The following is a 14,872-nucleotide window of genomic DNA, read 5'->3' as shown; positions in this document are numbered from 1 at the left end:
ATTAGGAATAGTATACGTATGTATAAATATAAAGTCAACTGCATTTTTATAAATTAATAGATTTATTTTCAACTACTTTATATGCTAACTTCTTTAGTAGTTTTGAAAAGATGATTAGTATGGTATAATTCATTTATCATCTGGTACTAATATTAGGTAATAGATTTTTTACCGGCTCAGGAGGTTATTATGGAAGATTTATTGAAACTTAAAGGCAAAAATATCGTCGTCATGGGTGTGGCAAACGAGCGTAGTATCGCTTGGGGAGTAGCAAAGTCACTTTTTGACGTCGGAGCAAACGTCATTTTCACTTATCGCAAAGAACGTTCTCTTGTAAAGCTTGAAAAAGCACTAGAGAAAAATGAATTGGAAGCAAAAATGATTGTCCAATGTGATGTTAATGAAGATGAAAGCATTAAAAATGCATTTTCACAAATCGGTGAAACACTAGGAGCAATTCACGGTGTCGTTCACTCCGTTGCATTTGCACATGCAGAAGATTTGAAGAATGATTTCGTTGAGACGTCGAGAAGCGGCTATGCATTTGCACAAGATACAAGTGCTTATTCACTTGTTGCTACAGCTCGGGAAGCACGTCCTTATATGACGGAAGGCGGTTCAATCATCACAATGAGTTATCTCGGTGCTGAACGTGTACTTGACGGCTACAATGTAATGGGCGTTGCAAAAGCAGCACTCGAAGCATCCATGCGATATTTGGCAAACGATCTTGGTAAACAAGGAATCCGAGTAAATGCGGTTTCTGCGGGTGCTGTTCGTACTTTATCTGCTAAAGGAGTACCATCCTTCAATACAATTTTGAGCCAGATTGAAGAAAAAGCACCTTTAAAGCGCAATATCACAAATGAGGAAGTCGCTAAAATGTCCATTGTAATGTTAAGCGATCTATCCAGCGGTGTAACCGGTGAAGTTATTTACGTTGATGCGGGCTATCATATAATGGGATGAAAAAAGGAGCAGATCATGCTCCTTTTTTTCTTAATTGAATATAGGTTTTTCATTTCTATTCAGGGTATGGTTCCAGTGTATAAGATGAGCAATTTCCGACGGTAACTTTCATTTTCCAAAAACGTCATGTCAATGAGGTGGATTTCAATGAAAACAAGACCAATTTATGTTGAAATAGATATCGATACTGAAATGGAGGATATCTGGGATGCCTCCCAGCAACCCGATTTGCATGCCCAGTGGGATTTACGATTTTCATCCATTCATTACTTGCCTAAAAAAGAAGGTGAACCGCAAAAGTTTACCTATATTCGCAAAGTTGCACCATTTATAACAGTCAAGGGCTGGGGGAAAAGTGTCGGTACAAGAAGCGAAGCGAGCGGTCCTCTTTCCTCTTCCCTCCATTTCGGAACAGATCAATGGTTTTCCCCAATTAAAGAAGGAAAAGGTTATTGGAAGTATATCCCGCAAGATCGAGGCGTTAAATTCCTGACACAATATGATTACAAGCCGAATTTTTCTGGTGTCGGCAAGTTTGCTGACGCTATTGTTTTCCGCCCCCTGATGGGTTGGGCAACTGCCTTGAGTTTCGATGTCCTAAAAAGATGGCTTGAAAAGGATGAAGCACCCAGGTCACAATATTTACGGTTTTTCATTACATATGGACTCGCTATGCTTTTTTCATTAGTGTGGATCTATCAAGGACTCATACCGAAAATTATCGCAAGACATCCCGAAGAACTTGCAATGGTTCAAAGTGCAATACCTGGAAACCATGCAACAGCAATCGTCATTGGCATAGGGATCGCTGAAATACTGTTCGGTCTGTTTTGGCTAGTTTACAAACGCAAGAAGCATCTATTTGCGTTTCAACTTGTTGTTTTCCCACTCCTCACAGTTGCAGCGATTGTTTCAGTACCGGAGACAGCAATGCATCCTTTTAATCCTGTTATGTTCAATCTTTCTTTAATTGCATTATCATTGATTGGGTATTTCAGCAGTGGAGATGCACCAACAGCAAAAAGTTGTAAAAGGAAAAGGTGATTCAATTCATGTCCATTTATGAGAAAGTGCTTGGTGATGACTTCTATCGCTTGCATCCGATGCTTCAGAAACGGTATGCAATTGAAGAAGGTAAACCGTTTAAAGCCTCTGGTACGATGAAGACAATCAAAGGTGGTCCAGCATGGCTGTACCCGATTTTTAAGCTCGGTGTCCATTGGAAACTGCTGTTTCCTGAAAGGGGTAGTGCTATTCCTTTTACGATTAAGAACGAAGCCATGATGGGATTACATGGAGAACAGCAAGTGCACTGGGAACGGGTCTTTTACTTTGGATCCAAAAAACGCTATTTTAATGCATTGATGAGTATGGATTCCAACCGTTCAGTTATCAAAGACTATCTTGGGGAACCCGCTTTGATTTACTCCGACTTGGCATTTGACGTTTCCATCGACGGTGCAATTACAATCCACTCATTGCATCAACGCCTAGTTCTAGGAAAGATTGAACTTCCACTCCCGAAGATTTTACATGGGCTTGCGACCATCTCAGAACGGTATGATGAGATGAAGGACGTATACCGCATACATGTAAGCGTCAGAAACCCATTGATCGGACCTATTTTTTCGTATGAAGGAGAGTTTGTCCAAGATGCGTAAATTCGCCTTTATTCATTTGGTATTATTTTTGATCATTGCCCTATTCGCTGAAAATCCGTGGCCTTATCTATTATTGACAGTCGCCCAGATTGTCTATGTACCTATTGCATTGAAAATGGTGATGCAGCGGACTGAATGGCTTTCAAAATACTATTATTACTTTTCGATTCCTGCCTATTTGTCCATTGCGCTGTTGCAGACAACAAACTTGTTTCCCGTCTTCTTTGCATCTATCTATTTTGCATTCACAATTTGTATCGCTTTGCTCGGATTGACGCGTTTCTTAAAAAGAGGGTTCACAAATATAGAAGAGTTTGCGATCGATCTTGCCATGATGTATATCGCTCTTGGAGGGGCATGGTATTTTGCATACGTAGCGGATATTGACACAGGTTTTACACCATTGCTGACATGGCTGACCGCCATCCACTTCCACTACTCTGCATTTCTGCTGCCGCTTTTCATCGGCTTTTTAGGCAGGCTATCCAAACCTCGTTCTTATAATTTTTACAGTGGATTACTGCTAATTGCTCCGATGATTGTTGCCATCGGAATCACGTTTTCCAGGTGGATTGAACTATTTTCAGTTCTATTATATATCGTCGGATTAGCAGGTATTATAATGGCCTCTTGGCGCACCACATTTGCAAATCGATTGCAGAAATCGTTTGTCGTCCTATCATTCACCTCTCTTGCCGTGACGATTGCATTCTCGCTTTTATATGTGCTCGGCAACGGATTTGGGCTGACTTCTATTACGATTGATTTCATGCTCCGTTTCCATGGTTTCCTGAACTGCGTTGTATTTGCTCTTTTCGGCATTGTAGGATGGTCATTGTCCGTCCCTATTCCTGTGTTCCAGTTGCCCACATTCCCGATAAGTCAAATTAGAGGGAAGCAATCTGTTACTAGTCTCGGAAAAGTAGGACAGCATCACGGACTCGTTGATGACATGGAGTTGTACAATATCAAACACGTATCCCCTGCCGTATCCGATTTCTATGAAAACACGATGGATTACCGCCTGCACGCCTCAGTCCGATGGCATCGTTGTTTTTTGCCGTTTGCGTTTATCTATTCATTAATCAGTCGAAAAACGGAGCAGATTAACTTGCCACTGCACTCCAGAGAAGTTGAAATGACTGGGGACATTCTCATGCTCGATCAACAGGATCGACGGAAAAACACCCGTGCCTGGGTACGTAAAATCGGGGACAGGTTAACCTTCCTTGCCCTCTATTCACATCATCAGAACGAGTTTGGGAGAAGCTTCATGAATATCGCCTTGCCACTTCCTTTTTCGACGATGACAGGTGTTCTCGAGTTGAATAAAATCGGAGAGGACTTGCAACTGACTAGCCAAAAAAGCAATGTTGAATCTGACGCTGGCACTTATTTATCTTTCAGATGGGGAACTTATTTCAAGCTGCCTATAGAGGAAAACTTCCTCGTAAGAGAAGAATCCGATGGAAGGCTGTCGGCAAAACATACAATGCGGATTTTCTTGTTTCCGTTTTTGACGATTGACTATACGATACGGAAAAAATGAAAACAGCCGAGTGGATTAATATCCTCTCGGCTGTTTTATTAGACTTCCTTCATCAGTCCTTTATTGCCTTTCGTCAATATATTTTCATAATCGATATATGCATATATATCATCCGAAATATCCGGACTGAAAGCAGCAAGCTCTTGAACCGTCAGATCCTCGATTGCTTTCCTTTCCGCTTCACAATAAATAATGATCTTGCCGACAATTTCATGAGCATTACGGAATGCTGTACCTTTACTAACTAAATAATCCGCAACTTCAGTGGCATTCAAAAAGCCCGCTTTGATGGCCGCTTTCATATTATCTGCATTCACAGTAAGTGTATCGATCATTTTCGCCATAATTTCCATACAGTCGAGCACAGTATCGAGCGCATCGAAGAATTGCTCTTTATCTTCTTGCATATCTTTGTTATACGTAAGTGGTAGACCTTTTAATGTTGTAAGTAAAGCAAATAACGAACCGTATACTCTACCCGTCTTCCCTCTAATCAATTCTGCCGCATCGGGATTCTTCTTTTGAGGCATAATGCTGCTTCCTGTCGAATAGGCATCCGCCATCGTAATGAATTTAAATTCTTGGCTACTCCAGAGAATCAATTCTTCACTTAAACGGCTTAAATGCATCATAATAATGGAGAAATCAGACATGAGTTCAAGCATATAATCCCGATCACTTACGCCATCAAGGAAGTTGTCGACAGGTTTCGCAAAGCGCAACAGTTCAGTCGTCACATTCCGATCGATATCATGCGTTGTACCCGCTAGCGCACCGCAACCCAATGGATTCTCATCCAGCAGTTCCAGCGCATTACCGACCCGCTTGCGATCACGCGTGAACATTTGGACATAAGCACCGAGATGATGTCCGAACGTGACCACTTGTGCACGTTGCAAGTGAGTGTAGCCGGGCATGATGACATTATTCGCTTTCGCTTTTTCACTTAAAGCATCGATCAGCACCTGAAGACCGTCCATTACATTGACAGCTTTATTCTTCGCGTACAAACGCATGTCCACCGCGACTTGATCATTACGGCTTCTCGCTGTGTGCAATTTTTTCCCTACTTCACCGACTCTTTCTGTCAAATGCACTTCGACAAATGAATGGATATCCTCATAATCTCCTTCAATTAGCAAATCACCAATTTCAATATCGCGTAGAATCGATTCCAATCCCTCTACAAGTACATCGCCTTCTTCTGGCGTTAACAAATCACTATAAACAAGCATCGTAACATGTGCCAAACTACCCGCAATATCCTCCTGGTACAATCGGTAATCGACCGGTAATGATGTATTGAACTGTTCCATTATTTCATCTGCACGGCTTGAAAAACGTCCTCCCCAAAGCTTCATATATAATCAACCTCTCATATGTATTTTTATTCACTTTATTGTATTATAATGATTTAGTCATTCGTTTGCAATAATATCCATAGTACATGATAAATTCCACTTATAGTACATTTTCAATTTCTTGCTACCTTTTCTTTAACGTGCTATGATTGACTGTACGGTTTAAAATACGATTAAAAAGAGTGATGACAATGTTATTTTTCATTGACACAACTGTATATAATTTTTCACCAACAAACCCCTGACTAACTGTCAGGGGTTTTTCTTTCCCTGGGAAAACAATTGGAGGTTACATGATGACTACTAGACACGCCCACTCTTTCGCTTCAGTTTTTGCAATCTGGATCAGTCTAATTAGCAATATCATTCTTACTGTACTAAAAATAACCGTCGGAATTCTCTTTAACAGTCCTGTTCTACTTGCTGACGGCTTCCATAACGCAGGAGATGTAGTCGCTTCCGGAGCCGCCTTGACATCTATGCGATTCTCCCAAAGACCGGCTGACGAAGATCATCCGTATGGACACGGAAAAGCAGAAGTAATCGGTTCGGGACTCGTGGCAATCATTTTAGTAATTGCCGCGTTATATATCGGATTTGAAGCCATTGCCACTTTCTTTGAAGAACCGGCTAAAGCAAGTTTTATCGCATTGCTCACTGCAATCGTCTCCCTCGTTTGGAAACAAGTATTATATGTGTATACAATGCGTGTCGGTAAGAAAGCGAATAGTAAAGGCTTGATCGCTACTGCGTATGATCATTTGGCGGATGTGTATGCTTCCCTTGCAGCAGTTATCGGAATTGGATTAGCACTTGTTGGTGATGCATATGACATTCCATTTCTTGCATATGGTGATCCATTTGCCGGTGTCATCGTTTCTGTCCTTGTCCTTCGTCTCGCCATCACAATCGGACAAGAAGCCATGGATATACTGATGGAGAAGTCAGTTTCTGAAGCGCGCCTAATGGAATTTGAAGCATTGATACTAACAGTGCCAGAAGTGAAACGCATTGATCGACTACGCGCTCGCGAACATGGACATTATGTACTTGTTGACTTGCGTATTGCGATACCTGCTACATTAACCGTGCAGGATGGCCATGATATATCGAGTAAAATACGCAATTTGATTATTAACGAGCAGACAGATGTAGATGAAGTACTCATCCATTTGAATCCTTGGTATCCAGGGGAATAACAACACGGGAATTCTCAAATTAAGGTATACTGTACAATGTAAAGGAGTGTTATTCATGTTAAAAGATAAAATTACGCACATCATTGAGAACGAATTCGACAACGGATTATTTCCGATCGAAAAGGAATACGCGGAGAAAAATGATTTACTTGGCGATAAACATACAATCGAAGATAAAAAATGGACGTACCCTATTATTGAAAGATGTCTGAAAGAGACGGAGGATGTAATCAAGGAAGAAGATGCTTCTTTCATGGAACAGCCTATATCTTACTTTTCTAACCATATCGAGGAATTCGTCTATATCGATTCTCTTGCTTTTGACACGATCCGAGTAGATGGCATGGCGTTTGAAACAGATGATGTGTTCCACACGTTCACTGTTTTATTCGGCTTAAAAGTTCAAAAGAAGCATGGATCTTTCCTGAAAGACTATCTGAAGGACAATGTTGGCTTACAGACGTCCAGTGCAATGTTTTCCGATCAGGATGGTCTATGGGACATCAATATACCGCTTGATGCATTAGATGGTTTCCAAAGTGACATGACACTCGCAGAAGCCGTCGACCTCGCCTACCGTTTCATATTCAAGCTACTTGAAACGCTTGAGGTAACCAATTGAAACACGCATTTGAAACCAAAAATCGGGAATTCATCTACACGTATGTAAGACAAGTGGATGAGCATGATTTGTGCAGATTGGAAATGCGGGCTTTTTTCGGTTTCGATCGTCCAGGTAATATTCTAAAAAGCTCTATTGAAATTGATCCTAGCCGAAGTCCATTCATGAAAGAACGACTTGAAGTTCTATTCTCAAGCGGCGATTGGGATGGATTACTTGAACAGGCTACTGGTTTTGTCAGCCATCAATCATTCAAAGTGACTTGCTTGAATTCCATTGCATTTGACAGCACAGAAAAGATTCATCATCCGGAGAGAAGAGTTTTGGAACGGGAGATCGGTGAATTGATCCAAGGAGAAGCCGATTTGAATGATCCATCTGTAGACTATGGATTTATTTTATTTGAAGACATATGGTATTTCGGTATCGTCCGCTTGAGTGAACCTTTTTGGCGATACCATTTAAAAAAGCCACATATGTATTCCACCGCTTTGAGCACCCGTGTTGCCCGTGCCGTCGCTAATATTGCAGTGCCTCATCCTGAAGGGATCCGAGCGATCGATCCGTGTTGTGGAATTGGTACTGTACTCGTTGAAGCCCGTTCAATGGGAATCGACATGGTCGGCAGAGATATAAACCCACTTGTAGTTCTAGGATCCAGAAAGAATCTTGCCTATTTTGATTTGGAAGGTGAAGTGAAACTCGGTCCAATTGCGGAAGTGAAAGATACATACGATGCAGCGATTATCGATATGCCCTATAACCTGTTTACACATATATCCGCTGAAGGTCAGCAGGGTATATTAACTGCAGCAAGAAGCATCACGTCGAAACTTGTCGTCGTGACAATAGAACCGATGGATCATATGATTAAAGAAGCTGGTTTTGAAATTGTAGATCGCTGTGTAGCTAAAAAAGCGAATTTCAAAAGACAGATTGTTGTTTGTGTATAAACACTAATAAAAGCCCTAATTCGCATATGAATTAGGGCTTTTAATTATTTGTTGCATGGCTTTTGGTGATTCTTTCAAGAATCGACGACATCAACGTTAATTAAGCTCTAACGAAACCGAATCTGCTTCTTGCGTTACAAGAATGTCTTGCTGTTCAGAAGTGCCGTCTGTATATGTTACATTTACATTAATGATTACGTCGTCAGCTATTACATTATTGCCATCGTGAGGAATTGCGAGTGTATATTTATGATTATCTTGTTCATTATAGAGGACTGTGTAGGAATTCCCGATTTCCTTTATACCTTGGTATACACCCGAACCAGGCTCACTAGTAATGAAATTTATCTTTTCCGATTCAAACCATTCATAGTCCAGCAGATGATTTTCAGATGTAAATGTTACATCCTCTACAAACATGCCTTCACTTAAGGTGTATGTGATTGATTCGATATGCTTCCCAGTTATGTTAAGCAAAACATCTGTAAAAATTAAATTTGCTCCATCACCACCTAAACCGATAATACCAAGTCTAAATTCTGTTGCTAATTCAATAGTAGCTTTTTCTGATGTAATTAGCTGATTCACATCATCACTTAATGCATAGGCAGTGATTGCAAAATTTGCAACTTGGAGCTCTCCATTTTTATTAAAATATGGAATACCCATCAGAATCGCCAATAAGATTGCAAATACACTTGCTACTGGGATCCATCTTTTATAATATACTTGTCCCGATTTTCTCTTTCCAATATTCTCTTTCAAACGATTTTCCATAGCTTTTGACATTTCAATAGAAGTAACAGCATCTTTGATTTTCTCAAAATCCATATTCATTCTCCTTTCGATAACTTTCTCTAAGAAGCTCTCTTCCCCGTTGTAACCGCTTTTTCACTGCTGACGTAGTAATGGTAAGGATTTTAGCTATTTCATCGACTTTATACCCCTCCACATAATGAAGTAGCAAGACAACTTTAAGTTTAGTTGGCAATCTCATTAGATGGTCAAGTAAATCATGGTTTTTAACATTCTTAGAGTATAGTTGTAAATCATTGATATCTATATGCTTACGGATAATATTGTACCTTCTCATATTTTTGCAGCGATTCGTGGCAATCTTTATTAACCATGCTTTCTCATGTTCTGAATCATTAAAAGTTGGGGATTTCGTTAGATAAGTAATAAGAGTATCTTGTACGACATCCTCTGCATCTTTTTCATTACATAAAATAACAAGACAAATACTAAATAGCATATTGCCATATGTATCAACAATTCGTTCTACATCTAGTTCAGCCGACCAAACTTGTTGCAACATTCCTCAACTCCTTTCACTACTAACACACTTGAAGATGCCAAATGGTGACATTTGTTTCTAAAAAACCATAACTTAATTAATATGTGACCTTTTCAGTACAGTAATGAGGCAACAATTATTCGAAATCATGTTTAAATAAGTAAAATACCGGCACAGCAAGACTTCTGTGAATAATTTCCAAATAAAGAAGTGCTTAGTTCAGTGAAAACTAAGCACTTCTTTATTTGGGGATTAAAATATTCAACAAAATTGTTGTTTGCCATGCCTCGTAATTTTATAATGGTATTTCCAAAAAATCTCTCATTAGCTCGTTTGAAATGGTTAATGCTTCAAAATAATCTTTAGCAGGAGCTGTAATCATAAATCCTTCATTTGCATTCCAAGACCCTTTTAATATAGTTATTTCTGTAAAGTTATAATTTGCGAAGATACTAGCATAATGATGCGTATACGGATGGCCGTTTGAAATTCCATAGTATACAATATCGCCCCGACCGTCACTATCAAATTTAATAGTAACATTTCTCTCTCCTTTAGGGATTGGGAGTTCTTCATCTTCTATATCGATAACACCTTCAAAAGTCTTTCCCCCAAATAGACCACGCCGTAATTCCCCATCGATTTGAATAGACACTTCATATAGTTCTTCTTCATTCCCTAATTGATAATTTATTCCTTGCAGTGTTTGATTAAATTGTTCCGGGAAGGTAACCCAAACCGAATAAGTTGCTAAAATTAGGAGGATAGGTATACCTAGTCGCACTATATTTTTCTTCATTCTTCACAACCTCTCTCTTTATGCGTCAGAAGAACTTTATTTATTAAACTATTTAGCTCTTATTTTCGATATAATTGTGTTCCATTAATGCTCCCATGTCTGGAACATTGTTAGACACGTTGATTTGCGTTCCAGCCGTTCGCTTTCCGGAGGGCGTGGCTTGAGCCAAGCGAACAACGAAGAGTTCGCTTTGCCGTATTTCTGTGCACTTTACAGAAATTGAGGCAGGGATGCTCGAAATGCTACCGCTTTGTCTCGCAAAAGCCGTTCTTCGTTACGGCTTTCGCTGAGCCTCTCGGAGTCGACGGCTGCCACTCCAATCAACTAAGAGTGTGGTACTAAACAAACGCATCCGATAATCCAATACACAGTTATGTATTCCCAACATATTATATCCATTTTTTATAATAAGTTCTAAAATTGACCATTGTAATCTCCAGGTACAATTGTTCTTAATTTATACGTACCAGGCTTTTTCCTTAAATCATATATAATAGTATAGTTTTCGTTTGGTTGTATTAATGCCCAGATACTAAAATCTTCTACATAGACTTGCTTGTCGTTTGAAAGTACTATCCATTGTTCCCCAGTAGTTAAATTTTGTCCTTTACTAACCACATCAATATTTTGGGTAGTATTTTCAAGAACAGGATTGTAGATTACAAAACGATACAAAAAAAATATTATAAATAACACAAAGACTAATAGTACTATAGATTTTCTCTTCATAATCTTCTCCTTTGAAAGATAATGAGTCTTTAAAATTCAAAAGATATGTTACTTAACAATCTGGTCCCATTGAGGCACTAACCTTTTGCCGTTAAAGCTCCGATTCTTGCATAATTGCCTATATGCCTTAAAAATTTGCCGGATTTAATTCTTCACCTGTATCCTTATCCAATAATTTAATCTCATCTTCAGTAATGGATTCATCACCTTCAAAATACCAGATAAATAATTCTTCTAACCGATATTCTTCTATGTTTTCTTGACCCACTGTCGCCAGATTGAGCATTTTAGCCTGTTCTTCGTTGACCTGAACAATTCTGTCATTTCCGTTCTTAATCAAACCATAAAGTAAGCTCCCACCTTGCCTTTGTGTCCCATTAAGATGATAACTGTCATAATGTCTTTCTTTATCAATCGCACTCCAAGTCAACATACCTGCTTTCCAACCAAAAAGTCCTTTTCGAACATATACAGCTCCTAAACTATCCTTGTCCTTTATAAAAAAGAAGAGGGCTTTGTCATTCATCTGATATGCGGGTATTAATAACAATTCATTATCAATTGCAAAAAGTGCTTTTTGGGGTTCTGAATATGTTTCGGATTTCTCTACCATCACCCAAACAACAGCTAAAATAATTGCTACCAGAGCTACCGTCGTTATTCTCCACTTTTTCACTATTCCACCTCATTAAGAACATTGAATATCACGATTTTGACCTTTTACAGAAGAGGGCACAAACCTTATTTCATAATCACTCCCCGAATCCGGAATAACTAAAGTGATTTTTCAGTGAGTTGATTCAATTAGTTCCCCATTTTCTGTACTTACGTAGTAATAAACAGCGAACATATCCTCTGGCGTTGATAGCAACACGTCGTATACTTTCATGTCTCTGTCATACTTAATTGAGTAAACGAAAGCAATTTTCGAGGAATTCCCATCTAGTAAAGTAGGGGATTCATAACCATCAGCCCTGGCTTGTTGCAAGGCAATCTCGATTGCTTCTTCTTCTGTGATATTTACAGGATCATCTATGTGACTTTTTATTTCAACATCTTCTTTTGAATGCGAAGATTGGTTATCCGAACATCCGAAAAGAAGAAAAAAAGCGAAAAATAATATCATAACTTTTTTAATATTAATTAAGATTCTTCCTCTCTTCTATTGCAATAGATTCCTCTTATAAGACTAAATGGACCGATCCTGGTACAGTGTAGTCCTACAATCGCCCCGATTCCTGAAGGGAAATTAAATTATCTCCTTCAGCAAATCCTTTAATCCATTAGGATAAATAACTTTTTTTCCGGAAATTATTTCATCCTTAGATACCCACTTAGCAACAGTAACCTTCATCCCTTCTGATACAGTGAAGTTTTCTTTCTGATATAATTTTTTATCCTTGAAATCAACTAAATACATTTGTGTTAATTCGTGATCTATTTTGTCATCTATTCTGAAGATATTTTCTACACAAGAAATATATCGATTTATAATAATTTCAACGTCCAATTCTTCACGGAACTCTCTAATTAATGTCTCATCTGACTTTTCTCCAAGTTCTATTGTTCCACCAATTGGACGGTAATAATATCCTATTCCTTTCGAATGCTTTCCTTCTTGTTCCTCTAAAAGAATATAATTGTCTTTAATAATTAATCCTAATGTTTTTGCCCTTGGATACATCAAATGCCTCCTAACTACAATGCTTTATAATAAAACTACAACGTGCAATAAAATGGCTAGTTGATAGAGAACGTCCCAGAATTAGACTTGTTATTTTTATTCTTTTCTACCAATAAAACCAGTTAAAGTAATTCCAAATCAATATATATAATTCAAAACCGTTCCAATTATTTGATTGGTCCACCATGATAAATCCGGCTAATAACATAACACTTATACCCAGTAGCATTTGCTGAATAGCTTTCAAAAAGATTGTCTCATTTAAATAAAGTCTTAAAATAAATGATAATAACAGGGCGTTGTTCCTTAAGTGGCCCGAATGTTTAAGTACGTCGTACATTAGTTTTCCGTTTCTTTTTCATCGCTCTCTTTTATATATCTTTCGTAGGCCTCTTTCGCCTTGTCATTGCTATGGGCTGGTACTAATTGTTTATGAATCTCATTAATTAAAATAAAGGACCTGAAAATGACTCCGGCAATAATTGCGCAAAAAATATAAATTCCAATAAAACCTTGAATAGCCAAGATTCCTAAAAGCCCAGCAAATAGAATGGATAATAATAACTTCATAGAACTCTCCCTTCAAATGAATAATTAATTCATCAATCTGGCCCGATTGAAGCACAAGTCTTATACAAGAAATGCCACCGATTATGGAATTCTAAATTATAAGTGATCATTGGGCTTATTATTTTCTATGCATCATAATGTTGAAAGTTTTTATCAAAGTTCCACAAGATTAGAAAATAGTCATTTTACCTTGTAAAAGTATGGTCCACACGTTGATTCATGTGTATGCACGTAGGTCCAATTGAGGTCTTTGTTAAAGATATATATATCTTGCTGGTTATCAAAATCAGTCGCTACGATTTCTTTTGCTTGGCTGCAGTGTATAGTACGAGGTGAATTTTGATACATCATATAAAGTTCATCCTTTGATTCAGTATCAAAGGCTATTCTTGCTTCCTCTGCATTCAGACAATCTTGCTTTTCATAGCTGAAAATATGCCATTTAAATTGATTATAGTGTATTGAATTCCCGGGTCTCTTTATTGATATTGTTGGCAAATGTATTGTCCCATAATTCCCTAATCTCTTCTTCGTCAAATAATTCTTCGAGGATTACGCCTTTATCAAGTAGATTCTTTTTGAACATGTAATCTTCTTGGATATATTTAATTTACCAATAAAATTTTTCCAACTCTTCTTTTGGTAAACTATCTAAGATAACATTAACTTTGTCTCTAATCATTATTATCTCCTAATATTAATAGTTTTTTTAATAAGTAAGTAAGTATCTGAGCGTGGTTTTCACGACGAGGAGGCTGTAGCCGTGTCCGCGGAAAGCGCACGCCGTAACGGAGAACAAACAGTAGACTCGAAACATAGTGGGCAGTTTAAAGCATCCCCCTTATTCCTTTATTGTCCCGTTTGTCGTTTTGTTATGTAAAAGTCTTGCAGATTCAATAAGGGAAATTCCGTTAGTCCAAGAAATCAATATATTAGAAAATACTCTTACCTTTAAATCGTTCATCATAACTAACGTAAGTTCCACCTATTAAATCATGAATAGCTCTTTTGTCTTCTCTGAAAATCACCATGAAAACACTTACTATATTCGATATGCCGAATGTTATATATACGAGAAGAACTTTTCCTACAACTTCTCTTAAAAGCATGTTTTTCAGAGTTAAGTTTTGCTCGTCAATTCTTTTCACCTTAATTTTTAACATATACTTTCCGATGCTATATCCGCGCCACATAAGAGGGACAGCTGTTAAATATAAAAGATCAATAACTTGCCAAGTTATTCCTGAGGTCCAATCATACGAATATTCCCCTCTAATAAAGTACAAAACAAGAGTAAAAGGTAAAACAATAATAAAAAAGTCCAAAAAATTAGCTATCACCCTTTCACCAAAACCACCTGGATTTTTCCTCATCAATCCCTCTCCTTCATTCCTTCATCCAACATACTTTTCATTTCTTGATTTTGGATGGGATAAAATCACCCTGTTTTTTTAAAAATATTCTTACAAATTAAATCAT

18 protein-coding genes are annotated in these 14,872 nt (G+C 38.1%); 7 read left to right on the top strand and 11 right to left on the bottom strand.

What is annotated here, in order from left to right:
- Positions 1–189 precede the first annotated feature (189 nt).
- From fabI to H9649_RS13305, 4 genes are all read left to right on the top strand, one after another.
- The gene (fabI, locus tag H9649_RS13320; protein WP_191695391.1) at positions 190–969 is read left to right on the top strand and encodes an enoyl-ACP reductase FabI; all 780 of its coding nucleotides are present in this window, start codon (positions 190–192) and stop codon (positions 967–969) included.
- A 147-nt stretch (positions 970–1,116) separates the two neighbouring features.
- A complete protein-coding gene (locus tag H9649_RS13315; protein WP_191695390.1) occupies positions 1,117–2,013 on the top strand; it encodes a DoxX-like family protein in 897 nt (298 codons plus the stop codon).
- An 8-nt stretch (positions 2,014–2,021) separates the two neighbouring features.
- The gene (locus H9649_RS13310) at positions 2,022–2,630 is read left to right on the top strand and encodes a DUF4166 domain-containing protein (protein ID WP_191695389.1); all 609 of its coding nucleotides are present in this window, start codon (positions 2,022–2,024) and stop codon (positions 2,628–2,630) included.
- On the top strand, positions 2,623–4,179 hold the full coding sequence (locus H9649_RS13305; RefSeq protein ID WP_191695388.1) for a YndJ family protein: 1,557 nt from the start codon (positions 2,623–2,625) through the stop codon (positions 4,177–4,179). The genes H9649_RS13310 and H9649_RS13305 overlap by 8 nt, the downstream gene beginning before the upstream one ends.
- Positions 4,180–4,217: 38 nt before the next feature.
- Here the strand turns inward: H9649_RS13305 and argH are convergent, their stop codons facing one another.
- Entirely contained in the window at positions 4,218–5,540 is a 1,323-nt protein-coding gene (gene argH / locus H9649_RS13300; protein ID WP_191695387.1) for an argininosuccinate lyase, read from the bottom strand.
- A gap of 296 nt (positions 5,541–5,836) precedes the next feature.
- On the opposite strand from argH, the gene H9649_RS13295 reads away from it, so the two are divergent.
- Genes H9649_RS13295 through H9649_RS13285 form a run of 3 tightly spaced genes read left to right on the top strand, consistent with a single transcriptional unit; the run spans position 5,837 to position 8,314 of the window.
- Complete coding sequence (locus H9649_RS13295) at positions 5,837–6,739, top strand: cation diffusion facilitator family transporter (RefSeq protein ID WP_191695386.1); 903 nt, start codon at positions 5,837–5,839, stop codon at positions 6,737–6,739.
- Positions 6,740–6,794: 55 nt separating this feature from the next.
- Entirely contained in the window at positions 6,795–7,361 is a 567-nt protein-coding gene (locus H9649_RS13290; RefSeq protein ID WP_191695385.1) for a hypothetical protein, read from the top strand.
- A complete protein-coding gene (locus H9649_RS13285) occupies positions 7,358–8,314 on the top strand; it encodes a TRM11 family SAM-dependent methyltransferase (protein WP_225229884.1) in 957 nt (318 codons plus the stop codon). The genes H9649_RS13290 and H9649_RS13285 overlap by 4 nt, the downstream gene beginning before the upstream one ends.
- Before the next feature lie 96 nt (positions 8,315–8,410).
- Here H9649_RS13285 and H9649_RS13280 read toward each other — a convergent pair whose 3' ends face one another.
- From H9649_RS13280 to H9649_RS13235, 10 genes are all read right to left on the bottom strand, one after another.
- Positions 8,411–9,145 (bottom strand): hypothetical protein, encoded by a 735-nt coding sequence (locus H9649_RS13280; RefSeq protein ID WP_225229883.1) that lies wholly within the window; start codon positions 9,143–9,145, stop codon positions 8,411–8,413.
- Positions 9,135–9,632: an RNA polymerase sigma factor gene (locus tag H9649_RS13275; RefSeq protein WP_191695383.1), complete on the bottom strand. Its 498-nt coding sequence runs from the start codon at positions 9,630–9,632 to the stop codon at positions 9,135–9,137. Before H9649_RS13275 ends, H9649_RS13280 begins: the two co-directional genes overlap by 11 nt.
- Before the next feature lie 274 nt (positions 9,633–9,906).
- Positions 9,907–10,410: a hypothetical protein gene (locus H9649_RS13270; protein ID WP_191695382.1), complete on the bottom strand. Its 504-nt coding sequence runs from the start codon at positions 10,408–10,410 to the stop codon at positions 9,907–9,909.
- Positions 10,411–10,824: 414 nt separating this feature from the next.
- Positions 10,825–11,139 carry a hypothetical protein gene (locus H9649_RS13265; RefSeq protein ID WP_191695381.1) on the bottom strand — a complete coding sequence of 105 codons (315 nt, stop codon included), beginning with the start codon at positions 11,137–11,139 and terminating at the stop codon, positions 10,825–10,827.
- Between the two features lie 127 nt (positions 11,140–11,266).
- Positions 11,267–11,815 carry an aspartyl-tRNA synthetase gene (locus H9649_RS13260; protein ID WP_318241691.1) on the bottom strand — a complete coding sequence of 183 codons (549 nt, stop codon included), beginning with the start codon at positions 11,813–11,815 and terminating at the stop codon, positions 11,267–11,269.
- 573 nt (positions 11,816–12,388) lie between these two features.
- Entirely contained in the window at positions 12,389–12,823 is a 435-nt protein-coding gene (locus tag H9649_RS13250) for an NUDIX hydrolase (RefSeq protein WP_191695379.1), read from the bottom strand.
- Positions 12,824–13,162: 339 nt separating this feature from the next.
- Positions 13,163–13,393, bottom strand: a complete 231-nt coding sequence (locus tag H9649_RS13245; protein ID WP_191695378.1) for an ATP-dependent Lon protease — start codon at positions 13,391–13,393, stop codon at positions 13,163–13,165.
- Positions 13,394–13,573: 180 nt separating this feature from the next.
- Complete coding sequence (locus tag H9649_RS17870; RefSeq protein WP_225229882.1) at positions 13,574–13,891, bottom strand: DUF4275 family protein; 318 nt, start codon at positions 13,889–13,891, stop codon at positions 13,574–13,576.
- On the bottom strand, positions 13,845–13,979 hold the full coding sequence (locus H9649_RS17990) for a hypothetical protein (RefSeq protein ID WP_263614338.1): 135 nt from the start codon (positions 13,977–13,979) through the stop codon (positions 13,845–13,847). Before H9649_RS17990 ends, H9649_RS17870 begins: the two co-directional genes overlap by 47 nt.
- A gap of 346 nt (positions 13,980–14,325) precedes the next feature.
- The gene (locus tag H9649_RS13235) at positions 14,326–14,766 is read right to left on the bottom strand and encodes an RDD family protein (protein WP_225229881.1); all 441 of its coding nucleotides are present in this window, start codon (positions 14,764–14,766) and stop codon (positions 14,326–14,328) included.
- Positions 14,767–14,872 lie beyond the last annotated feature (106 nt).

The sequence above is a fragment of the Sporosarcina quadrami genome, from assembly GCF_014836615.1.
In the GTDB taxonomy this organism is placed as follows: Bacteria; Bacillota; Bacilli; order Bacillales_A; family Planococcaceae; genus Sporosarcina; species Sporosarcina quadrami.
Note: the sequence above shows the minus strand (reverse complement) of the source record. Positions and strands in the feature narration are given on the sequence as shown.